Annotated in this window: 21 protein-coding genes; 18 read left to right on the top strand and 3 right to left on the bottom strand. The window is 39.0% G+C overall.

The features are described from left to right. Positions 1-127: 127 nt before the first annotated feature. From RWY97_RS06545 to RWY97_RS06535, 3 genes are all read right to left on the bottom strand, one after another. Positions 128-2,674 (bottom strand): M1 family metallopeptidase, encoded by a 2,547-nt coding sequence (locus RWY97_RS06545; protein ID WP_315566214.1) that lies wholly within the window; start codon positions 2,672-2,674, stop codon positions 128-130. A gap of 117 nt (positions 2,675-2,791) precedes the next feature. Then, positions 2,792-3,277 (bottom strand): hypothetical protein, encoded by a 486-nt coding sequence (locus RWY97_RS06540; RefSeq protein ID WP_315566213.1) that lies wholly within the window; start codon positions 3,275-3,277, stop codon positions 2,792-2,794. A 561-nt stretch (positions 3,278-3,838) separates the two neighbouring features. Then, positions 3,839-4,723 (bottom strand): helix-turn-helix domain-containing protein, encoded by an 885-nt coding sequence (locus RWY97_RS06535; RefSeq protein WP_315566212.1) that lies wholly within the window; start codon positions 4,721-4,723, stop codon positions 3,839-3,841. 150 nt (positions 4,724-4,873) lie between these two features. On the opposite strand from RWY97_RS06535, the gene RWY97_RS06530 reads away from it, so the two are divergent. The 18 genes from RWY97_RS06530 (at position 4,874) to RWY97_RS06450 (ending at position 22,865) form a co-directional block, all read left to right on the top strand. Then, a complete protein-coding gene (locus RWY97_RS06530) occupies positions 4,874-5,404 on the top strand; it encodes an L-asparaginase family protein (RefSeq protein ID WP_315566210.1) in 531 nt (176 codons plus the stop codon). Positions 5,405-5,428: 24 nt separating this feature from the next. Beyond that, entirely contained in the window at positions 5,429-6,619 is a 1,191-nt protein-coding gene (locus RWY97_RS06525) for a porin (RefSeq protein WP_315566207.1), read from the top strand. A gap of 237 nt (positions 6,620-6,856) precedes the next feature. Then, positions 6,857-8,269, top strand: a complete 1,413-nt coding sequence (locus RWY97_RS06520) for an aspartate ammonia-lyase (RefSeq protein WP_021583791.1) — start codon at positions 6,857-6,859, stop codon at positions 8,267-8,269. 111 nt (positions 8,270-8,380) lie between these two features. Then, positions 8,381-9,376 carry a YqiA/YcfP family alpha/beta fold hydrolase gene (locus RWY97_RS06515; RefSeq protein ID WP_315566205.1) on the top strand — a complete coding sequence of 332 codons (996 nt, stop codon included), beginning with the start codon at positions 8,381-8,383 and terminating at the stop codon, positions 9,374-9,376. 479 nt (positions 9,377-9,855) lie between these two features. Continuing rightward, the gene (locus RWY97_RS06510) at positions 9,856-10,500 is read left to right on the top strand and encodes an acetyltransferase (RefSeq protein WP_024992233.1); all 645 of its coding nucleotides are present in this window, start codon (positions 9,856-9,858) and stop codon (positions 10,498-10,500) included. An 11-nt stretch (positions 10,501-10,511) separates the two neighbouring features. Continuing rightward, the gene (gene neuB / locus RWY97_RS06505) at positions 10,512-11,525 is read left to right on the top strand and encodes an N-acetylneuraminate synthase (RefSeq protein WP_024992234.1); all 1,014 of its coding nucleotides are present in this window, start codon (positions 10,512-10,514) and stop codon (positions 11,523-11,525) included. A gap of 1 nt (position 11,526) precedes the next feature. Then, the gene (locus RWY97_RS06500; RefSeq protein ID WP_315566203.1) at positions 11,527-12,225 is read left to right on the top strand and encodes an acylneuraminate cytidylyltransferase family protein; all 699 of its coding nucleotides are present in this window, start codon (positions 11,527-11,529) and stop codon (positions 12,223-12,225) included. Between the two features lie 140 nt (positions 12,226-12,365). Beyond that, positions 12,366-13,520 carry a UDP-N-acetylglucosamine 2-epimerase gene (neuC, locus tag RWY97_RS06495; protein WP_315566202.1) on the top strand — a complete coding sequence of 385 codons (1,155 nt, stop codon included), beginning with the start codon at positions 12,366-12,368 and terminating at the stop codon, positions 13,518-13,520. Between the two features lie 25 nt (positions 13,521-13,545). Next, complete coding sequence (locus RWY97_RS06490) at positions 13,546-14,436, top strand: hypothetical protein (RefSeq protein WP_315566200.1); 891 nt, start codon at positions 13,546-13,548, stop codon at positions 14,434-14,436. Positions 14,437-14,439: 3 nt separating this feature from the next. Next, entirely contained in the window at positions 14,440-15,696 is a 1,257-nt protein-coding gene (locus tag RWY97_RS06485; protein WP_315566199.1) for a lipopolysaccharide biosynthesis protein, read from the top strand. A 15-nt stretch (positions 15,697-15,711) separates the two neighbouring features. Next, positions 15,712-16,713, top strand: a complete 1,002-nt coding sequence (locus tag RWY97_RS06480; RefSeq protein ID WP_024992235.1) for an acyltransferase family protein — start codon at positions 15,712-15,714, stop codon at positions 16,711-16,713. A gap of 10 nt (positions 16,714-16,723) precedes the next feature. Continuing rightward, complete coding sequence (locus RWY97_RS06475; RefSeq protein ID WP_315566198.1) at positions 16,724-17,605, top strand: glycosyltransferase family 2 protein; 882 nt, start codon at positions 16,724-16,726, stop codon at positions 17,603-17,605. Next, positions 17,602-18,603, top strand: coding sequence for an O-fucosyltransferase family protein (locus tag RWY97_RS06470; protein WP_315566197.1), 1,002 nt, complete (start codon positions 17,602-17,604; stop codon positions 18,601-18,603). Before RWY97_RS06475 ends, RWY97_RS06470 begins: the two co-directional genes overlap by 4 nt. Continuing rightward, positions 18,566-19,111: an acyltransferase family protein gene (locus tag RWY97_RS09925; RefSeq protein ID WP_051522084.1), complete on the top strand. Its 546-nt coding sequence runs from the start codon at positions 18,566-18,568 to the stop codon at positions 19,109-19,111. The genes RWY97_RS06470 and RWY97_RS09925 overlap by 38 nt, the downstream gene beginning before the upstream one ends. 22 nt (positions 19,112-19,133) lie before the next feature. After that, positions 19,134-19,580: a DUF418 domain-containing protein gene (locus RWY97_RS06465; protein WP_315566196.1), complete on the top strand. Its 447-nt coding sequence runs from the start codon at positions 19,134-19,136 to the stop codon at positions 19,578-19,580. Then, positions 19,581-20,846: a glycosyltransferase gene (locus tag RWY97_RS06460; protein WP_024992238.1), complete on the top strand. Its 1,266-nt coding sequence runs from the start codon at positions 19,581-19,583 to the stop codon at positions 20,844-20,846. A 5-nt stretch (positions 20,847-20,851) separates the two neighbouring features. Further along, positions 20,852-21,994 (top strand): EpsG family protein, encoded by a 1,143-nt coding sequence (locus tag RWY97_RS06455; RefSeq protein ID WP_315566194.1) that lies wholly within the window; start codon positions 20,852-20,854, stop codon positions 21,992-21,994. A 1-nt stretch (position 21,995) separates the two neighbouring features. Further along, positions 21,996-22,865, top strand: coding sequence for a glycosyltransferase family 2 protein (locus RWY97_RS06450; RefSeq protein ID WP_315566193.1), 870 nt, complete (start codon positions 21,996-21,998; stop codon positions 22,863-22,865). Positions 22,866-22,880 lie beyond the last annotated feature (15 nt).

Genomic DNA, 22,880 nt, shown 5'->3' with positions numbered 1-22,880 from the left:
GTTGCAAAGATACGCCAATTCGGTTGAAGAACAAAATAAAATACAGAGTTAATTGCCTGTTGACGACTAACCATTGATGATTGATGGCCTTTCAGATGTATTGCAGACAAAATTCAGTTCTACCCCATTATCTCAACAGATAATAGGCATTCTCTTTCAGTTTATTCATCAATGATACCGGATAATGGGGATGAGCAGCAATCCATTGCTGTACAATCTGCTTGGCTTCGATACTTTTGTGTCCTGCAAGCAGTGCTGAAAGCCAGTAACCGGGGAAGAAAATGTCACCTGTTTTCTGCACATCTTGCAAAGCATCTAAGCCCGGCCGGAGATACCGATTGCTGTGAGGCTCACGCGTAGAAGCGTTGAGCAGGGCGAGCATTGACTGTGCCCACGGCTCAACGGAGCGATTCTCGCGTTGCAGCAGACTGTCAAACAGTTGCCGTTGAACCAACGTGTCGGGGTTGCAAGCACGTGACACGAAGTCGAACTCACGTGTTTGGTCGGTGTTTTTCAGTCTTGTGCGTTGCACGTCCAGTATCTCTTGCCATTGGGTGGGAAGCATAATAGCTAAGTGATAGGCAATATGCGTATAGTCGTTGACGGTGATCGACGAGTCGGCTTGCGTCTTCCAGATTTCGTAAATCTTGCTGATGATATCGGGGGCAACGGCTGATGTACCCAAGACTTGCAGTATCTTCTTCCGCACCGATGGCAATTTGTGGTGATAACCGTATGTCCACAGATTGCGTTCGGCATCCATTCGCCGATTATCGGGTGTTCCATAAGAGGGCATCTCGACCGAAATACGCCGCAAATAATCAATGCATGTAGAGGCAATTAGGTCGTTTCGTTCATCGAGAAAGCCTCGGAACAAGTATTGAAAAGCATGTTTCGAGTTAATATTGCGGGCTAAATAGTTCTCGTAGAGTGTCATCATTAGTGCAAAACGAGATGTTTCGGGCTGTGTAAACCACGCCGCAAGTGCTTCGGTCTGCGATTGATCGGCCGTCAGAAAGCGACCGTAACCGCTGCCATCATAGTTAGAAAAGAGTGTCAAGGGCTCGTTTGAGAGCAGTGTTTCACAATGACCTGCCTCCACATTTTGCGGGATTCGGCACAGCGAGTCACGATAAACCGCTCCAACAACGAACTGTTGCGGCCAGACAAGTCCGCGTCCGAAAGGATCAGTTTGGGTCATTCTGATCTTCCCATTTGTGTATTGACAAACAATTGTCGGCATCCCTTTCTGTTTCACCCATATCTCACTGAAAGCGGGGAGAGCGGCTTCCGGTTTCACACTATCAAGTATTTGGATGAGCGAGTTCCACGTTGCATTGCCATAACTGAACCGCTTCAGATAACATTGCAGCCCTTTTCGGAAAGCCGATTCGCCCATTCGCTGCTCTAATTTGAGCATCATCACGGGTGCCTTGTGATAGATAATGTTGCCATAAAGCAGCCCGGCACGATTGAGATTAGCTAATGATTGCTGAATGGGATGTGTACCTTCAGTGCGGTCGGTATTTATTGCGCGAGTCTGATAACTCTTTAAGAAGTTGAGGTCGTGGTTGATTTCGGGAAACTGTTCACGTGCAATCTTCGAAGCCATCAGATTTGCAAACACCTCTTTTGTCCATACATCGTCGAACCAACGCATTGTAACCAAGTCGCCGAACCACATATGTGCCGTTTCGTGTGCAATCAATTCAAGGCGCTTAAGTTCTTCATCGGGTGTGGGATTAGGGCCGAGAAAGAGCGTGCGATCACGATATTGAATAGCCCCCGGATGCTCCATTCCGCCGAATTGATACCCCGGAAGAATTGCAAATCCATATTTCTTGAAAGGGTAAGGAATGTTGGTGTAACGTTCGAGCCAACGTAATGAGAACGCAATTTCATCGAAGATTTTATCCAATTGGGCCGTTTTCTGCGGGTCGGTCTCACGATACAGGGCTTCGAGTTCGCGCCCGTCGCGCATTGCTTTGCGTGTTCGAAATTTACCGGCAGTGAAAGAAAAGAGATAGGTCGGTATCTTTTCTGTCTGCGAAAATGTATATATATCATTTTTATATACTGTATTCGCACTTTTATTCAATCGTTTTCCGGGAGCATTAGACAATACTTTCCAACCCTCAGGAACAGTAAGTGTGAGTGAGAAATGCGCTTTCAAATCAGGCTGGTCGAAGCAAGGGAACACGCTCCGAGCGTGATCCGGCACGAAGAGTGTGTACAAATAGTCGGCGCTGCGATTAAGAGACTTATTCTCGGAAGTGCCTGCTAACACGATCTCATTATACCCCTTATGCAGCCATTTACCGGGAATGACGATGTGTTCGTCAATCACCTGCAATGGTCTTAATTCGCCATTGATACGCGATGCACCTGTTTGCAGGGTTCCTTGGAAATCGAGTTGCAGATCAGTTGTAGTATTTCGATTAAAGCGAATGGTATCGATGAATGTTATATCTTGGGTTAATCGCAATGGAATTTCAAATGAAATGTGATACGAAATATTGTTGATTTCGCGTGCTCTGACTGTTGCCAGCTCTTTCGATACGCCCTTTTCTACTTTCACATTCATAGCTGTTGCAGGTCTTGAAGCCTGAACTGGGAGCAGCACAGACAGTATCAGCACTGCAAAAAAACATCGAAACGTCTTACTTGTTTTCATTTTTTGTTTGTTTGATTGTACAAAGTTACAATTTATTTTGTCATTTTGTGCAATTTGATTCGATATGAATTGAAAAATCTAAGATACTTAAACACACAAAAGCTCATAAGTCCTTATTCAGTAATTTTCTATGGCCTTACGTCTCTTCGCACGCTCTTTCTTCGATACGTATCCCTTTTCAAAGATGCGTAACCAGCCGAGGAAGTTCATCCCCGAAGGTTGTTGAGCGCTCTCGAAAGCGCTCTTTTTAACGCTTTTCATTATATCGGGGCTGATACGTGGGGCTTTTGCAGTGATGATAACTTCGTTGACCGTAATGCTTTTCGGCAATAAAAATATTGTGTCCTGCATCTCTTTTCTATTTAAGATACGGCGGATATAATTGCCGTGAGTAATGGTTACACTTCCGAAAGTCGTCGTAATGATAAACCGGCCGGCCTTATTCGTTGTGAAAGTTTTATTGTTGTCGGTAAAGATATTTACGTTTGTGATAGGCAAGCGGGTCTGGATGTCTAATACGATACCCGCAGTTTGTGCCTTGCCCACGTATTGGTTGAGAGCAAGAATGCTGATAACGGCGAGTCGTAATTGTGCTTGTCTCATCTTCTTATATCGCTTTTCGATAAACAAATATAGATGAAAAATTCTCTGATTGTATCAAAGAAACGGCAGATTTAATGATATTTAAAGAGAAAAGAGGGAATAAAGGGAAAGACAAGTCACTTCTTTTCCTCTTCGGAGGAGCTGGAAATGGTAGGCCGGAAAGCTATTGGCAGAGATTGTTTTCGATTTATATCTAAGGAGGCAAGCACACAAATTAAAAAGAGGATTGTATATAGTTGATTTTCAATAAGATATAATTCTATTTCCAACTAACGGTTAAATATGTTGCAACTAACGGTTAAACGCACTGCGTTTAACTGTCTTTTACAAGGCGATTAACGGTGTTTCGTAAACCCCTTTGATATGGGCGATATTGCATAGAAAGATGAGGGGGTGAAAGGGGAAAGATGAAATAGTGTGTCGGTGGGGGAGAGAAGGACAAATGATGGATTGTGAATAATGAGTCGTGAGTTGTCAAATGCTCTCCGTCTATAAATTGTAGGTCGTCTGATTGAGAGACCTCAATTGAATCGTCAGGAGGCGATTATAAATGTCTGCGTGTTATTCTCGGTTGCGATAACTCAATGGGGAGATGCCGGCACGGCTTTTGAAGAAGTTGGTGAAGGCCGAGATGTCGTTGAAGTGGAGGCTGTCGGCAATCTCGCCAATGGTGAGATCGGACGTGCGGAGCAATGTGCAGGCCTCGTTATAGGTAAGAAGTGCGAGATGATCGTAGATTGTTGTGCCCGAAATTTCGCGCACTGTACGCGACAAATAAGTGGTTGTCATATTGAGTTTGTTAGCATAGAAGCGGATTTGTCGCTCTTTTCGGAAGTTGGAATGAGCCAAATGGATGAAGATTTTAAAGATGTTTTCCTTGTGCTTGAAGTCGTGTGTGAGCAGGCTGTTGTCGTAAGGCAGCTCGGTGATAAACAGTAAGCAGACGTGAACCAGCGATTGGAGAATCTCTAATTTGTAGAGATGAGGCTGGCGAACGACCTGCTTGATCTGGTGTAAAAGCTCAATGAAAGAGCTTGTCTGATGGTGGTCGAGATGGAAAACGAGGTTGGAATGGGTGATCACTGTGGGCATCATCACGTCGGTTTCGCGGTCGATCGAGCGCAGACCGGCATAGAAATGAGTCTCGATGAGCAACCCTTCCACCTCTGTATGAGTATCAGTGGGGCGGGTAACGACGGGTTGAAAGGGGGTGAGCAGCAGCAAATCGCCGGCCTGTAACGTGATGTTGTTATCGCCGACACATACTTCCATCTTCCCTTTTTTCACCAACAGTACCTCGTAAAAGCTAATTCTCCCGCTGAAAGTGAGCATCGATGCACTGTTGCCGGAGGCTGAATGGAAATAAACCAAACAGGCTCCGAAGATGTCTTCAATGGCATAACGCGCTGCCATCTGCTGTAAATTCAGGATTCCGTTGTTGCTCATTGTTGTGCTTTGGATGCAAAAATACGAATAAGTTTCGTTATTTACAAAAAATGAACAGATATTTATAACTCTCGCATTGATGATTTTTCCTATCTTTGCCCATAACTACTGAACCGGTAACTATTGCCGTTCGACAAAGAAAGAAACTTTATGTTGACAGCCCTTATACTGTTACAATTGACCATTGTACTGACTTTGATCTTCATCGGAGCACGTGTCGGAGGCTTCGGGTTGGGTATTCTCGTGGGCGGACGGGGCATTGAACTTAAAAGTACGGAGCAGAACCGGCACACTGCACAGCGTGAGTTCAGCGTGGATAATATCGGCAAACTGTCCCGCGTGGGCATTGTTTATGGGTATGCCGACTGTTCGTCGGTGCCGATGCGGGCTTTTACCGATGCTGGATTCAATGGTATTGTATGGGGTGGCGTGGGTGATGGCAGCTTCTATAAAGATGTGTTCGACGTGGCGTTGAAAGCTCGTGCAAAGGATATCAACATTGCTTGCTCGTCGGGTATACCTATGGAGACTACGTGTTTGAGCGGAAAAATAGACGATGCTCAATATCATTTCGTGGCTACACTCACACTGAATTTGAAGAAAGCACGTGTGCTCTTGATACTTGCTCTGGCAAAAACGCGCGTCTGGCAACGTATTCAGGAGTTTTTCAATAAGTATTGATTTCACCTTAAAATATACCGACCGATGAAACGAAAACAATTCTTCCTGATGGCCGCGGCACTTTCGGCAGTCTTGCAAGTCAATGCACAGGGCAACAATACAGATATGGGCGGCCCTGACGGCGATTATCGGTCGCTGGCCGACCGCGTGCTGAAATTAGAGAAAAAGACCGATGCTTTCAATCTCTATCTCAACTACGCGGCGGCTGCTCAAGTACGAGACGAGAGCGGATCGTGGATCAGTGGTTTTGTCAACAAGCAGTTACGACTCGAGATCAAGGGAAATCTTACCGACCGACTGTTCTATCGTCTGTGCCACAGACTCAACAAATCGAATACTGCCAAAGGGGCCGACAACTTCGCAAAAGCTACGGATATAATGCTTGTGGGGTATCATCTCGATAACAAGTGGACTGTCGAAGCCGGTAAGATATGCCAACACTGGGGCGGATTCGAGTTCGACATCAATCCGATGTACATTTACGAGTTCTCGGATATGGTGGGATCGATGGACTGTTATATGGCTGGTGTGTCGGTGGCTTACCGCCTTGTGCCTACGCAAGAGTTGGTGGTAGATATTACGAACACCGACAATGGTACCTTAGATGAAGATAATGCGGCCCTGACTTTGCGTAATATTCGGGCGGCTAAACGCCCGTTTACCTACATTGTCAATTGGAACGGCAGCTTTTGCGGTGATCGGTTGCAGACTCGTTGGTCGTGGGGCTTGCAGACGCAAGCGCAACATAAATATTCGCGTATGCTCATTTTGGGGCAGAAACTCAATCTTCCCACTTTTCAATGGTATGTTGATTATATGGGCGAATTTGATAGTTTCGACCGGCTCGGTATTGTTTCTGCCGAGGTGAAAGATGTTGCCGGTACAGCCGGTGCCCCCGCAATGCATAGCTATACACCCGTGCACTATCACTCGTTGATTACCGAAGCCAACTGGCAATTCCGTCCGCGGTGGAACGTTTTCGTCAAAGGTACCTACGAAACGGCCAGTATGCCACACTCCGATAACTTCAAAGACTATCGTAAATCGATGAGGTACTTGGGCGGAGTAGAGTATTATCCTGATCCGACACAAGACTTTCGTGTGTCACTCAGCTATATCGGACATAACCATAAATATACAAGTGCATCAGCCTTGACCGATAACCATACCAACAGAGTGGAACTCGGGTTTATGTATCGCATTAAATGCTTTTGATAGATAATAGGTGAAGGATTTTGGATGAATGATGAAATGAGCAATGGAAGTCTGATAGCTATTGGGGATGTACGATGAAAGTCGATGTCATTAATGGCGGGGTGATATGCTGATAGTTTTTCTATAAAGATCGTGGAAAGTTCCTGCAACAACTCAATAACTTACAAACTTAGAAACTCAAAAATAAAACAACAATTCAATAACTCATAAACTAAAACATTTAAAAACTAAAACACGATGTCAGAACAAAAATTCAGAGTAGAGTCCGACCTCTTAGGCGAACTCAAAGTGCCCGCAGAGGCTTATTACGGAGTACAAACCCAGCGTGGTATTAACAACTACCACATCTCGCGGAAGAAGATTCGTGACTATCCCGATTACATCATCGCGATAGCTTATGTCAAGTTGGCGGCCGTACAAACCAACCACACATTGGGGGTGATCAACGACGAAATAGCAGGTGCTATTTCGCAGGCTTGCCGTGAAATTATTGATGGTAAGTTCCACGAAGACTTCCCCATCGATATGATGCAGGGTGGTGCGGGTACGTCGGTCAATATGAATGCCAATGAGGTGATTGCCAACCGTGCCCTTGAAATTATGGGACATAAAAAAGGGGAGTATCAATATTGTTATCCCAATGATCATTGCAACTGCGGCCAGTCTACCAATGACGTCTATCCGACAACCATTCGTCTGGCTATCATTCGAATGAACAAAACGCTTGTTGCCAGTCTCACGGGGCTCATTTCAGCCCTCCGTTACAAAGGTGATGAGTATAAAGACGCTTTGAAAATGGGGCGGACCCAATTGCAAGATGCCGTTCCGATGACCGTAGGACAGGAGTTTAACGCTTACGCTACCAACTTAGAAGAGGAAATTCTCAATCTCGAACGCAACGTGAAATTGCTCCACGAGATCAATATGGGAGGTACTGCCATCGGCACAGGACTCAATGCCGTGCCTGGATTTGCAAAGCTCTGTGCTGCCAATTTGAGCAAACTCACAGGCGAAACATTCACTCCCGCATCCGACCTCGTTGAAGCAACGCCTGACACCGGGGCCTATGTGAGCTATTCGTCGGCACTGAAACGCTTGGCCGTTAAGCTCTCCAAAATCTGCAACGACCTGCGACTGATGGCGTCGGGACCGCGTTGCGGCTTGCACGAAATCAATCTTCCGCCCAAGGCTCCTGGATCGTCCATTATGCCGGGAAAAGTGAATCCTGTGATTCCTGAGGTTACCAATCAGGTCTGTTTCAAGGTGATCGGTAACGATACCACGGTTTCTTTCGCCGCCGAAGCCGGTCAGTTGGAACTCAATGTGATGGAACCTGTTATCACGGAGTCGCTCTTCGAGAGTCTGTGGTGGTTGCGCAACGCTATCGATACACTGACGGAGGAGTGCATTCTGGGCATCACCGTCAACAAGGAACATTGTTATGAGATGGTCAAGAACAGCATCGGCATCGTTACGGCACTCAATCCTTACCTCGGATATAAGACTTGCAGTAAGGTGGCTAAGGAAGCTTTGGACACCAACCGATCTGTTTACGACATCATTCTCGAGCAGAAGCTGATGACGAAAGAGAAGCTCGATGAGGCGCTTGATCCCAAACAGATGCTCGCATCTCATCAGTTTATGAAATAAGTTTGCATAATTAAATAGGTTGGGAGGTCGTATTTGTCAGTTCAAATGCGACCTCTTTTCATCTCTTTTCTGTAATTTTGCAGATGTACCTGTATGAAATATATCAGCAAAATGGAAAATCCATATATCAAACAATATCCCGATCTGATGGCGGGGAAGAAGATTTTGTATGTTCACGGATTTGGTTCATCGGCCCGATCGGGTACGGTGATTCGTATTCAAAGTGCTTTGCCCAATGCCGAAGTTATTGCTTATGATCTGCCGCTGCATCCTGCGGAGGCAATGGAACTGTTGCACCGGGTGTGTAATGAGCAACAGCCCGATTTGATTATTGGTACATCTATGGGTGGAATGTATGCTGAAATGCTCTATGGTTATGACCGGATATTAGTGAATCCGGCCTTTCAGATGGGTAAAACAATGCACGAACACAATATGATGGGTAAGCAAACGTTTCAAAATCTGCGTGCAGACGGTGTACAGGAATTTATCGTCACGAAAGCCTTGGTCAAGGAATATAAGGATATTACCGAACAATGTTTTTCTGATGTCACGCCCGAGGAGCAGCAACGCGTATATGGTCTCTTCGGCGATGAAGACACCACAGTACATACATTTGACTTGTTTCGCAGTCATTATACCAACGCAATACATTTCCACGGCGTTCATCGGTTGGATGACCGATCGCTGATGCACGGCGTGATACCTGTTGTCCGTTGGATGGATGATAAGCAGGAAGGACGGGAACGGAGCATCGTCTATATCAGTGTTGATACATTGGCCGATGTGTATGGCAAACCGAAGTCGAGTCTCAATAAGGTTTATGATTATTTGATAGAGCATTATGATGTTTATATCGTTGCTCCCGCTCCGACCGATGATCATCCTTATCTCACGCAGACACAGCAGTGGGCGGAGCAATACCTGAGTACGCCTGCTCACGATCGTGTCATTTTCTGCAACCGTCATTCCCTTCTTTATGGCGATTATTTCATTGCTTCCATTCCCGATAAAGATTTTATGGGCACTGGAATTGCTTTTGGAAGTGATGAATTCAAAACGTGGGAAACCGTACTCACGTTTTTTGAACGGGTGAATGGGGGATAAGTAAAAGTGAACTATTTATTGTCATATTTTAATATTGTGTTAAAATATCTCTCTAAATGTTGTTTTGTTGCTAAAAAAGGCCTATCTTTGCAGGCGAAATAGAGATATAATATCTGGTAATCAGCAACTCTGCGGGTATACAAAATACCCTACGGCGGAGACGGTTCTCAGAAAAGAAAGTTTATCCTGATGTGAGATACTCATTCAGGGAAAAGGAAGTTTAACTTTAAAATAAACATTCTTTTAGAGAGTTATTGAGCGTTTTGCTTTGGGGTGAGAGAATACGCGAGAGAGTCATTGTTCGTATTCTAATGGTAATTTTTTTTTAGAATTTAGTGGGAAATGTTTCCGATTTTACTAATGATGCAGTAAAACTGTATGTTGATCATGTATATGAAAGATGTACTCAGATTTATACCGATATAATTACAAATGTAATCATAGATTATTTGTATTAATAAAGTATTGGATAAAAATAAATGAAAAGCCTAATTATTATTGGAGCTGGAGGATATGCTAAATCTGTCTTAGATTCTGTAGATTATATGAACTTCAAGATGGAGGGTTTCCTTGATGATATAAAACCTATTGGGACAGAGCATCTTGGCTATCCTATAATAGGAAATAAGGTCGAAGATATAGAGCATTATAAAAACTATGTATTCTTTGTTGCGATTGGAAATAATGCAAAACGAAAGTTGTGGTTTGAGAAATTAAAATTATATGATCTATCACTCATTAATGTTATAGATCATTCGGCTATAGTATCTAAATATGCTACTATGGGAGAAGGATGTTTCGTGGGTAAACTTGCCATACTTAATCATGGATGTATTGTAGGTGATAATTGTGTTGTTAATACGAGGGCTTTAGTAGAACATGGCTGCAATATTCATAATCATGTTAATTTATCTACTAATTCGACACTTAACGGGGATGTTATTGTTGAAGAGGGAGGATTTATTGGTAGCGGGACCGTTATTAATGGACAAATCACAGTTGGTAAATGGGCATTAGTAGGTTCGGGAGCCGTGGTAATTCGTGATGTCAAGTCAAATACAACTGTCGTTGGTGTCCCAGCCAAAGAGATCATTTCAAATAGTCATAAATACAACTCTTTTTAAAAATAAGAAAGATGCAACATATTTATATTATTGCCGAAATAGGTTGTAATCATTGTGGTGATCCTATTCTTGCAAAAAAAATGGTTGAAAAGGCGAAATTGTGTGGTGTAGATGCCGTTAAATTTCAAACCTTTAAAGCCTCTGCGCTCATTTCAAAATATGCTCCTAAGGCAGATTATCAGAAAATCACTACAGGAGAAAATGAAAATCAACTTGAGATGACACGTAAATTGGAACTTCCTTTTGCTGATTATGAAAAATTAAGAGACTATGCTATTAGTTTAGGATTGGACGTATTCTCTACAGCATTTGATATGGAGTCTATTGATTTACTGGAGCAAAGTGGTCAATCCATTTGGAAGATACCTTCTGGTGAGATTACTAATTTACCGTATCTTGAAAGAATTGCTAAGATAAGGGTCACAGGTAAGAGAATCATTCTGTCAACAGGAATGTCAACAATAGATGAAATTCATCAGGCTGTAGATACAATATTGCAATATGAAGTAAAAGAAAACCTTACAATCTTGCATTGTAATACTGAATATCCTACCCCGGATGAGGATGTCAATCTAAGTGCTATTGATACGCTACATCAAGAATTTCCTAATTTCAAAATAGGATTTTCAGACCACTCTATTGGAACTGTTGCAACAATTGGCGCATGTATGAAAAATATAGTTCTTATTGAAAAGCATTTTACATTAGATAAGAATCTTGAAGGACCAGATCATAAAGCGTCAGCTACTCCAGACGAACTTCTTCTGTTATGTGAATCGGTAAGGAGGATAGAAGTTATTGCGGGAGGGAATGGAAAACGAGTAACTGCATCTGAACGTAGAAATATCAATATTGCACGTAAGTCTATCGTTGCAAAAACAACCATTAGGAAAGGAGATATTCTATCTGAAAACAACATTACTTGTAAACGGCCAGGTAACGGTGTTAGCCCTATGAAATGGTATGAGGTTTTGGGAACTAAGGCAATCAAAGACTTTAGTGAAGATCAACTCATAGAATATTAAAATGAAGAGATTGGCAATAATACCAGCGAGATCTGGCAGCAAGGGACTTAAAGATAAGAATATTATTGAACTCTGTGGAAAACCGATGATTGCTTATTCAATTATCGCAGCAAAAGATAGTGGTCTCTTTGATAAAATATTAGTTTCTACAGATTCTACTTATTATGCTGAAATTGCAGAGTCATATGGTGCAGAGACGATACTGAGAGATGAGATACTTGCAAGTGATCAAGCGACTTCATTTATGGTTATTGAGGACGTACTAAATAGACTAAATGCCCGTTATGATTATTTTGCCTTGCTCCAACCTACATCTCCTCTACGTACAGCTAATCATATACAAGAAGCTGCAGCCAAATTTGAGGATAAATATGCAATTTTTGATTTCTTGGTATCTATGAAGAAGTTGGAATTTAACAAAGATTTGGTAAATATGATTGACGAAGATGAAAGCCTTAAGTATTTTGACAAGGACTTTTCCTGTTATCGTCGCCAAGGTTATTCTTATTATTCACCAAATGGAGCTATATTCATAGGGAAACCCGAAGCATACCTAAAGCACGGACATTTCTTTGGTGCACGGGCATTGTCCTATATTATGAGTGATATTGACTCTGTGGATGTCGATCATTCTATTGATTACGAACTTGCTAAGATTTTGATGGGAAAAAGGATTATTCGTGAGAGTCTTTTCGATTGAGAATCTCAAAGAGGTCTGAATTCTGCCCATTATAGTTAGTATCTTTTCTTGGGTACAACAGTGATTATCCTTTAATCTTTATTACGCATTGTGTATTATTAATAACTAGTATATTTTATAAAGAACGAAGGCTGAGATATATGCATAAATATAAAGTCTGTTTCGCAACAGGTTCAAGAGCTGATTATGGTATAGTAAGATCCTATCTTCGATTGCTGAACGAGGATGACTGTATCGATTTATCTATACTTATTACAGGCGCTTTATTGGATACTAAGTATGGTAAGGCGAAATCTATCATCCAAGATGACGGTTTTAATATTGGTTTTGAATGTCCTGTACCCTTAAAGGTTGAAAGATTATGTGATACGACATTGACAATGTCTGCTGTACTTGATCAGTTCGGTAAATATTTTGAAGAAAACAGGTACGACTTGGTAATTATTCTTGGCGACAGATATGAAATCTTTTCCGTTGCTATCGCAGCTGCAATGCAACATCTACCTATTCTACATTTACATGGTGGAGAAATTACTTTGAGTAACTATGATGAATTCATACGGCATAGTATTACCAAGATGAGCCGATTCCATTTTACCTCTACTGAAGAATATAGAAATAGGGTAATACAATTAGGTGAAGAACCTTCAAGGGTGTTTAATTTGGGAGCGTTAGGAGCAGAGAATTGTCTCTTTATAGATATGGGACAGGTTAATGAAGACATTAAGCTACTGCCTGAAAAGAGATGTTTTACGGTGTTATTCCATCCAGAAACATTAAATGTACAGTCCCCACTTATCCAAGTAAATGAACTTTTAACCGCTATAGAGAAGTATTTGCCTAATTATGAATTTTGTTTTATAGGTTCAAACGCCGATACAAAATCAGATATTATTAGAGAAAGGATACAAGTATTTTGTGGGAATCATAAGCACACACGCTATTACGAAAACCTGCATCCTGATGCATATCATTATTTAGTAAAAAAATCTATAGCATTGTTAGGTAATTCAAGTAGTGGAATTATTGAGGTACCATCACTAAACTCATTGACAATAAATATTGGTGATCGCCAAACAGGTCGTGTAAAAGGGAATAGCATTATTGATGTGCGCTGTAATACTAATGACATAATAAGGGGTATTGAAAAGGCCATAAATAGTGATCAAATGGTTATAATAAATCCGTATTTAAAAGAGAATTCTACAAAGCTCTATTACGAAGCGACAATTAAAATTTTAATGAGATCAATAAGTAGTAGGTATAAAAAATTTTACGATTTAAAAATCGAATAATAATAGCCTTATGATATAAATAGTTATGATACAGAGATTCCGTCACATCGTTCATTTTATATTAGCTTTCCTTTCGGATTATCTTTATTTATTAGGAAGGCCTTTGTTTTATCAAATTCAGTTCCAATATTTTAGAAATGAATTTGATAAAGAGAAGCAGGCTAATAGATTATGTATACTTGGTAATGGACCAACTTTTACTCAAATAGAAGAACATTTAAGTGAACTAAGAGATGTCGATTTTTGTGCTGTCAATTTAAGTGTAAATACAGAAATCTTTTTTCGTATAAAGCCCAGAATGTTTGTTATTGTGGATATGATATTTTGGCAACAACCGGAAAAGAAGGGTATAAAAGAATGTTGGGAGAATATACAAAAGATAGATTGGAATATAACGATTTGTATCCCATATAATTTCCCGAGCTATATGAAGAAGACTTTCGAGAAAAATCCTTTTGTCAAGGTTTGTAGATATAGTAACAATGCTTGGGAACCTGAATTGAGAAAAGCAAAGAAATTGAAGATGTGGCTTTATAAAAGGGGCTGGGTATCTCCAAATGGTTCGAATGTCAGTATTGGAGCAATTTATTCCGCTATATTGAATGGATATAAAGAGATTAATCTTTTAGGACTTGAGCATTCTTGGATGAAAGATATCAGAGTTAATGATAAGAATGAAGTTGTTTTGATAGATCGTCATTACTATGGTGATGTAGAACACGTCTGGTTAGACTATGAAGGAAATCCTATCAAACTGATAGATTTTTTATCTTCACAATTAGTAACATTTACTGGTCACCTGAATCTAAAAAACTTTGCTGATTATTTGGGTGATGTCAAGATAATTAATCGTACAAAAGATTCCTATATAGATGCTTATGAACGGGCTTCTTTCGAAAGTCTTTTGAATGAGTAATAGATGGATAAGTTTATTGACAGACTCTTACATAATAAAACCATAAGAGATGGAGGAGTCTTTGCTTTCTTCTCTTTCCTAAATCAAGGACTCAATTTCTTCTTGTTAATCATCCTATCTTGGTATATACTTCCCGCTTCTTATGGTAAATTAAACTTGTTTTATACAAGTGTGAGCGTTGTTTCATTTGTCATCTGTTTATGCACATCGGGAATTGTTAGTATAAAGTATTTCAAGGTGACAAGGGAAATTTTGTTAAAATACATAAACGTTGTATTGTTAACAACCCTCATAATATCAGGTCTGTTACTGCTATCTATATCTTTTTTTTATCCATTTCTTACGAGGATTGCCAATATAGAATTATCTATGCAGATATGGTGTGTCTATTTATGTGCTGTATCAGTGATGTATAATCTCTTGCTAGATATATATAGATTAGAAGAAAAATCAATTAAGTATGGTGTTTTTACGATAATATCAACATTACTAAATATATGTGCATCTCTAATTTTAGTTGTCGCGTTAAAACAAGATTGGTATGGACGTGTTGAAGCTAATATAATTACTTCAACAGCCTTTTTGTTTATAGGGATATATCTGCTTTTTAAGAAAAAATATTTAACCTTGGAAAAACCGACGAAGGAGATTTATAAGGAGACATTATCTTATGGAATTCCACTGATCCCACATAGCAGTAACGGTTTTCTCAGACAAGGAATGGATCGCTATATTATTAATTCACATTTTACATCGTCATCAGTCGGACTATTCAGTTTTGCTATTAATTTTGCCTTTATTATATATTCTGTAGGTTCTGCTTTCAATAAATCAAATTCTGTATATATATATAAGTCGTTATCGTACGGACAAGAGGGTGTCAAGGCTAAATTGAGAAAGCAGACTGTCTATATACTAGTATTCTATTTAGGATTTTCTCTTCTACTTTGTATCTTATGCAGACTTCTCATACCCATTCTTTTCCCTAATTATAAGGACTCTGTTATATATCTTTTCCCTCTTTGTATGAGCTGCTTCTTTCAATGTGTTTATTTGCAATTCTGTAATTTTTTGTTTTATTTCAAAAAGACAAAAGAGTTGATGTATATGACAGTAGGAGTTTCGTTAGTGCATCTGCCTTTATCCTTATTGTTAACAAGATATTCCGTGTTGTATGCAGCATATATTAGTATGTTGTCTTCTTTCATTGAGGCCTTGTTGGTATACGCATATTCACGCAAATTATATAAAATCATTTAGAATGCATAGAAAACCATGAAACAGGAAAGAGTACATTGGGTAGATATTGCAAAATGCTTATTAATAATCTGTGTAATAGTGTATCATATCCCTGTTTTTGCCGAACAAAATGGAGTTCACGGATTGGAATGGATGTATGGTATGAGACCTTTATTTCGGGCTTATTTTATGCCTGCATTTTTTGTGATAACAGGGTTTTGTAGTTTATTTAATGCTTCTTCTTTCTGGAGTTTTGCTTATAAGAACTTTAAACTTCTGATGATTCCTAATTTTCTACTTGTGGTTGGCACGCCAGTGAGTTCTTTTCTTTTAAGTAGAAATATGAACATTGTAGTTTATATCGAAGCAGTTAAGGACTTTTTTATTTCAGGAGGTTTTTGGTTTCTTACATCGCTTTTCTTTGCTAAGTTGGTATACTATGCAATGAAACGTTTCGGTAAATCAATGTTGTTATTAGGGGTGATGTCTTTGGGAATAATGGTTACAGGAATTATTCTTCATGATATGGGAGTTCTTAATTTTTGGTGTTTTCAAAACACTTTGGTGCTCATCCCATTTCTCTGGATAGGTCAGCTGATATATAGGTATCAAGTAATGTTGTTTAGATTTAAGAATCTTATTATGCTAAGTTCTTTATATCCAATTGGGCTTTTATTGTTTTACTTGATATGTAAAGGTGATGAACCCTTTGTAACACTTCACGTAACTGTTGGTATAAAAGAGCTTCCTGCATTCTTGATCTTAACGATATCTGGTACATTCCTTTGTTTTACGGTATCTAGATGGATTCCTCAAAACAAAGTAATGGAATACATTGGCAGGGAGTCTTTAACTATTTATCTTTTCCACATGTATTTTCTACTGAAGCTTTTACCCCATTTGTCAAACGTAATTGTTTCTGGTGTGATGAGGTGCGTTTCAGGTATCCTAATAGTAATTGCCACCCTTGTTTTCTGTACGATAGTTAATGTTATTCTGAATACTAAGTATCTTAAATGGGTACTAGGTAAATTTTAAACTTCTTGAAATGGACGTTTCCGTAATTATAGTAAATTATAATACTAAAACTTTAACTTCAGACTGTATTGATAGTATTATAGAAAAGACTCAAGGAGTCGACTATGAAATAATTTTGGTGGATAATATGTCTGAGGATGGCTCAAAAGAGTTTTTTGAGAGTGATGAACGTTTATCAACATACATTTATAATAATACAAATTATGGTTTCGGTATTGCTAATAATATAGGGATGAAAGCGGCTAAAGGGAAGTATTTTTTTTTGCTTAATTCTGATACCTTACTGGTCAACAATGCAATAAAGGAATTCTTCGATTATGCGGAGAAAAACGATGATGGTTCTGTATACGGTTGTTATCTTGTAGATAAAAATAATGCAGACAATCTTTCATATTTTGATTTTCCGGCATTTACAGTATCTGAGTTTATCAAGAAAAGATTTTTCAGAACGTTAAAAAAAGAAGACTACTCAATTAAGTATGTTGAGGCGATAACGGGAGCGGATCTTTTTGTTCCACGGCGTACAATTGAATTGATTGGTGGTTTTAATCCTAATATCTTTTTATATGGTGAAGAGAGTGAATTACAGTATAGAATGAAAAAGAAAGGAATAGCCCGGATTATTTTACCAATGCCTAAAATTATTCATTTTGGGAAACAAAGTATGACTTTCTCTGTTTTGAAGCAGGTGAAAATGCTGGATAGCAGTTTTACAGTTTTAAAGCTACATATGAATACACTGACTTATCTACTTGCAAGAATATATTATGCTGCAAATTATTCATTGCGTGCTTTGTTATGTTTGCTGAATGGTCGGAATGGAGCAAAAGAGATATTCTTAGGAGCTTTCAGACGGGTGGAACTCAAAGATTACGATTTAAAAATTCTATGAGGATTAAATATTGGATAGCTTATTTCTTGGATTTATTTATTCGAGAACCGAGACTGATTCTAAAATATTACAGAACGTTTAGCTTTTCCCAACGTAAGGTAGCTGGAGAGCGTTTGATTTTTATGGCTGATGGAAAATTTCCTCATGGGGGTATGTTCGATCGTTTGAAAGGAGCAATCTCTGTATATGCAGTTTCTAAGGTCCAAGGAAAGGAGTTTAAATTGAATTTCTCTTCGCCTTTTAGTTTAGAAAGGTATTTAGAACCCAATCTATATGATTGGACTATTAATCAAACAGAACTAAATTATCATTATCCTTCGTCTCGTCCCCTTTTCTTATATGGGGAATGTCTGCATCCTTGCCGGCTTATTAAAGTTCGGAACTGTGAAGTACATTTTTATTATGGTTATGACTCTCTTGATTATATAAATTCTAAGTATGATGTTGATTATGATTGGGGGAAACTGTATCATGAACTCTTCCGTCCTACCGCTTATTTGCAAAAATATATAGATTTTTATAAGAAAGATGTCGGAAAAGATTATGTTACGCTTCATTTTCGCTTCTTAAATCTTTTGGGTGATCGTACAGAATTTGATATAAATCCCACTTTATGCACAGTGCGGCAACGTGAGTTGATGGATCTGTCTGTGGAAAAGATGAAATGTATAAAGGCAAAATATCCGTTTTATCGAATAATGTTGGCTACGGATAGCAATCGTTTTACGGAATATGTCAGAGAACAGCTCCCTGATGTATATATTGTGCCAGGAGAGATACGCCATATTGGTACAACCGACGAAACGAATGATACTGAAAATATAAAAATGTTTATAGACTACTATCTGATAGCGGGAGCCAAGAAAGTTTATAATATTGTTGGGCCCGGAATGTGGAAAAGTGCATTCCCTAAGTATGCTGCAAAAATAGGAGGTGTAGAATTTGAAAGACTCATAATAAATGGAGACAGTGATAAAACAGAGGGTCTTATATCTTGATGTTGTTAAGTTTGTTGCGATTACACTTGTTTGTATAGGGCATAGTTATCCTTTGACAATAGGTTATGAAAGTCATTTGAGGCCAATCATCTATTCTTTTCACATGCCGTTGTTTATGCTTATCTGTGGATATTTTTCTGTATCTTCTTTTCAAAGAAACTTTAAATACTTCTTGAAGCAAAAGACAACACAATTGTTAATTCCGGCTTTCTCCGGAATAATGCTATCACTTTGCTTGATGTTTATTCTTGCAAGTGAAAGTATTTTCTTGTCTACCGTTGTCGCTGAATTATATGGAGGGCTATGGTTTTTAAAGACCCTATTTATTTGTTATCTGATCGTTTACGTTTTCAAAAGATTTTATTTGCCAGACTGGTTTGCCTGTCTTAGTTCGATAATCCTTTTTCTAATTCTTCCATACGGAGGGACATTACAAGTGAATTTTCTACTTATAATGTTTTGGATGGGTTATTTTGTTAATAAGAGTAAATGTGCGGGGGGGGGGTAATTGCAAATTACTATTAACGTCAATGTCGCTATTACTATTTATACTCGTAATATATATTGGTATGGCTCAGCCTGTGCAACAAATTACATCAGAAGTCATATTTACTCATCCTTTAGATTTGGTTCGTCAATTTTTTGTAGGTATTGCAGGTTCAATCTCTATGATTGGTATTATCTATTATATATGTAGAAAAACACCGGTAAATAGTACTTTTTATAAAATTCTTACATGGTTGGGGACTGTCGGGCGTTATACTTTGGGAATTTATGTTGTTCAGACGTTACTTTTAGAGCGTCTGTTTTATACACTATGTCCAAAGATTAATCATTTTGCATCATATACTCTGATTGATTTTGTTTTTACACCAATAATTGGTATTGCCTTTTCTTTTTTATCATACTATACTGTTTTATTTTTGAAAAATAATAGGTATATGAATTTACTGTTATTTGGAGGAAGTTATAAATAGATGAAAATCATATTAATATCAAATATGACACCTTATCGGGAGAATTTTAACGGAACATCTGCTCTCCCTTATCATCTGCTTTATCGCCGTAATGCAGGGACGGAAAGTACGAATATTGCTATCGATTCAGAGTCTTGCGATACGCAGAAGGAAAAAATCGAAGTTGAAGTCTATTCATTTAATATTAATAGATTACCTGACGAGAAGATTCGTGAAGCAGAAAAAGAATTGGGGATAAAGATTCATATTATGCCTTTGTCAAGGTGGTTTGTATTCCTTTTTAAGTTCCATTTACTTTTCTTTCGTTTATTCTTAAAGTATCCTTTACACTATTATTTGAAATTATCTCCGTTCTATATAAAAGAGATTGAGAGGTTGCATCCGGATGGAATATGGGTATATGGAGAAGAAATGTCTCGTGTTATAAACCAATTCTCCGGTTTGAAACGTGTACATACAACAGTAGATTGTACTTCTTTATATTATCACAGATTGTTGAAATCCGGGTTACTGTATGGTTGTGCAGATAGACTGAAAGCTAAAATTAACTACCGTAAATTTTATAGACTTGAAGAACATTATTTGAATGGCAAAGACGTGAAATACCATTTGGTCGGGCAGGCAGACCGTGATTTCCTTGTGGATCATAATTCCGAATTACAGGCCTATTTTATCAGGCATCCCCATTATGAGGTCGTTGATAGTGCTGAAAACAGAGAGTTTCATACTTCCATACGTTTGCTCATAGCAGGACAATGTAATCTATATATGCAACGAGATACAGAAGAATTGGTAAAAGAACTGTGTCTTTTCAGTGATGTATTGTCCGATGGGGGAGATATTCGTGATTGCTATGAGTTGCTGTTTTTAGGAAAGGGTTGGGAACAATCCGTAGAAATTTTAGAGACGAGCGGATGGAAGGTTAAGCATATTCGGTTTGCACCAGATTATATTAAGGAGATCAAAAAACACGATATTCAGCTTACACCGATATCTATCGGCACGGGTACAAAGGGAAAAGTGCTCGATGCCATTGCCAACGGATTGCTTGTGATAGGTACCCCCTATGCTTTAGAAAATATTGCCGTAAAATCTGGAGAGTCGTGCATTGAATACCATTCTACGGCTGAAGCCATAGACATTTTACGGAAAATTCCAATGGAAAGGAAAAAATATGAACAGATAGCCGAACAAGGAAGAGAAGCTGTATGCCGATATCATAGTCGTAAATTAATTTCCGAACAACTCTTTAATTTATTTAAATAGGCGCAATGTATCTTTATATCCTCATATTCGTTTTTGTCTTATTGGCATATTTGTTTACCTTTGAAAAGAGTGGCATCAGTAACAAACAACTTGCGTTATTGCTGGGAGGCTTGGCCGTATTTGTAGGAATTGCAGATATGCTCGGTGGCTTCGATAGGTATAGTTACGGTATGCTTTTCGATGATCTGGCAGATGGCATCCGAAACGAGGATAGTTTCTGGGACAGTATGATCATTCAAACATATCCGAAAGAGTTGGGGTATGTTGGTCTGAACTATCTGATTGCTACCTTTACAGCCAATCGATACATATTTATCTTTATCGTCACGCTGGTTATATATGCTCTATTTTATAAATCTCTTATAGATTATACGGACAATTATCCTTTTGCCGTATTGTTGTTTTTGGGCTTGTTATTCTTTTTCTCTTTTACCTATTTAAGACAAATATTGGGAGTCGGTATAGCATGGATTTCTATTAAATATGTGTATGAACGTAAGTTATGGAGATTTCTGTTGATTATGTTTATCGCATTCCTGATGCATAATTCCGCTCTGATATTGGTGCCAGTATATTGGCTACCGATAAGAAAATTTAGCAAAGGAACCGTGCTGCTCGTGTTAGCTGTTTGTCTTGTTTTAGGTATTTCAGGTTTACCGAGCTCATTGTTCGAAATATATGGCTCCGCTTCGGATATGGAGATGAGGGCTTCCCGATATACAGAAGATATGGGATTTCGTGTAGCTTATTTTGTAGAAGCTGTGTTCTTCTTGTTCTTCATTCTAATCAATTATCACAAAATACCGAAAGAGCCTAAAAGAATCGTATTACTCAATGTTGCCCTGATGTTTTGTGCAATATTGCTTGTTTTCATAAAATCTGAGAATGGGGGACGCTTGGGATGGTACTATATGATTGGTATTATTTCCACATTGACTTATCTCGCTGTAGTCAAGCGGAACAGCCAGATTTATCGTTTCTCTATGATTATAGTTTCCGCTTTGCTTTTTCTTCGTATTCTGCTGCAATGGGACAGTATGCTTTATCCCTATAAAACGTTCTTTACTAATGGGCATAGAGCAGGTGATCCCATATATGAAATGGACGAATATGATGAACAATACGATTTAGATAAATTTTATCGGTAAAATGCAGATAACCGTATTTACCCCAACTTATAACAGAGCAAGTCTATTACCAGCATTATATCAAAGCCTTTGTCGGCAGATATTTTCCGATTTCGAATGGCTTATTGTCGATGATGGTTCGGAAGACGATACAGAGAAAGTTGTCGGAGCTTTCGTTGAAGAGCATAAGATCCCGGTCCGGTATATCAGACAGGAAAATAGAGGAAAGCATGCAGCCATAAATTTAGGGGCGGATGAGGCGCAAGGAGAGTTGTTTTTCATTGTCGATAGTGACGATAGTCTACCCCGGAATTCTTTGGAAATAATCGATTGTTTTTATTCTCAAATTGCGAATGACGTCTCGTTCGGAGGAGTTTGTGGATATATGTCTCATCACGATGGCACGGTTATAGGTCGTGGAAACGAGGATGAAATTCTTGACGCCAGTTCTGTCGATCTGCGATATAAATACAATGTTGTCGGTGATATGGCAGAGGTTTTCAGAACAGAAGTCATAAGAAAGTTTCCTTTTCCAGTGATTCAGGGTGAGAAATTTTGTCCGGAAGTGTTGATATGGAACAGAATATCTAAGGAATACAGATTGCGTGTTTTTAAGCAAGTAATATATTATCGGGATTATTTGCAAGGCGGTCTCACCTCTAAGATGACAGAAATAAGGATGAAAAGTCCTATTGCATCTATGATGTGCTATGCAGAAATGAATGTTTTGGATATTCCTTTTAAGGATAAATTGAAGGCGGCTGTCAATTATTGGCGTTTCTGGTTCTGTTCGAAAGCGGGAGATAAACCCAAGATAGGTAAGTCGTGGAGATGGATTAAATTCTTTGGATGGCTAATGTATAAGAGAGATTTAAGTCAATGCAAAAAGTAACATACGGTAGGATGT

Source organism: Hoylesella pleuritidis, from assembly GCF_963541955.1.
In the GTDB taxonomy this organism is placed as follows: domain Bacteria; phylum Bacteroidota; class Bacteroidia; order Bacteroidales; family Bacteroidaceae; genus Prevotella; species Prevotella pleuritidis.
This window is presented reverse-complemented; position numbering and strand designations above follow the sequence as displayed.

Bases quoted from the DNA above. Each gene is read 5' to 3' on its own strand.
- RWY97_RS06545 (WP_315566214.1), bottom strand. From the start codon at position 2,674: ATGAAAACAAGTAAGACGTTTCGATGTTTTTTTGCAGTGCTGATACTG.
- RWY97_RS06540 (WP_315566213.1), bottom strand. From the start codon at position 3,277: ATGAGACAAGCACAATTACGACTCGCCGTTATCAGCATTCTTGCTCTC.
- RWY97_RS06535 (WP_315566212.1), bottom strand. From the start codon at position 4,723: ATGAGCAACAACGGAATCCTGAATTTACAGCAGATGGCAGCGCGTTAT.
- RWY97_RS06530 (WP_315566210.1), top strand. From the start codon at position 4,874: ATGTTGACAGCCCTTATACTGTTACAATTGACCATTGTACTGACTTTG.
- RWY97_RS06525 (WP_315566207.1), top strand. From the start codon at position 5,429: ATGAAACGAAAACAATTCTTCCTGATGGCCGCGGCACTTTCGGCAGTC.
- RWY97_RS06520 (WP_021583791.1), top strand. From the start codon at position 6,857: ATGTCAGAACAAAAATTCAGAGTAGAGTCCGACCTCTTAGGCGAACTC.
- RWY97_RS06515 (WP_315566205.1), top strand. From the start codon at position 8,381: ATGGAAAATCCATATATCAAACAATATCCCGATCTGATGGCGGGGAAG.
- RWY97_RS06510 (WP_024992233.1), top strand. From the start codon at position 9,856: ATGAAAAGCCTAATTATTATTGGAGCTGGAGGATATGCTAAATCTGTC.
- neuB (WP_024992234.1), top strand. From the start codon at position 10,512: ATGCAACATATTTATATTATTGCCGAAATAGGTTGTAATCATTGTGGT.
- RWY97_RS06500 (WP_315566203.1), top strand. From the start codon at position 11,527: ATGAAGAGATTGGCAATAATACCAGCGAGATCTGGCAGCAAGGGACTT.
- neuC (WP_315566202.1), top strand. From the start codon at position 12,366: ATGCATAAATATAAAGTCTGTTTCGCAACAGGTTCAAGAGCTGATTAT.
- RWY97_RS06490 (WP_315566200.1), top strand. From the start codon at position 13,546: ATGATACAGAGATTCCGTCACATCGTTCATTTTATATTAGCTTTCCTT.
- RWY97_RS06485 (WP_315566199.1), top strand. From the start codon at position 14,440: ATGGATAAGTTTATTGACAGACTCTTACATAATAAAACCATAAGAGAT.
- RWY97_RS06480 (WP_024992235.1), top strand. From the start codon at position 15,712: ATGAAACAGGAAAGAGTACATTGGGTAGATATTGCAAAATGCTTATTA.
- RWY97_RS06475 (WP_315566198.1), top strand. From the start codon at position 16,724: ATGGACGTTTCCGTAATTATAGTAAATTATAATACTAAAACTTTAACT.
- RWY97_RS06470 (WP_315566197.1), top strand. From the start codon at position 17,602: ATGAGGATTAAATATTGGATAGCTTATTTCTTGGATTTATTTATTCGA.
- RWY97_RS09925 (WP_051522084.1), top strand. From the start codon at position 18,566: ATGGAGACAGTGATAAAACAGAGGGTCTTATATCTTGATGTTGTTAAG.
- RWY97_RS06465 (WP_315566196.1), top strand. From the start codon at position 19,134: ATGTCGCTATTACTATTTATACTCGTAATATATATTGGTATGGCTCAG.
- RWY97_RS06460 (WP_024992238.1), top strand. From the start codon at position 19,581: ATGAAAATCATATTAATATCAAATATGACACCTTATCGGGAGAATTTT.
- RWY97_RS06455 (WP_315566194.1), top strand. From the start codon at position 20,852: ATGTATCTTTATATCCTCATATTCGTTTTTGTCTTATTGGCATATTTG.
- RWY97_RS06450 (WP_315566193.1), top strand. From the start codon at position 21,996: ATGCAGATAACCGTATTTACCCCAACTTATAACAGAGCAAGTCTATTA.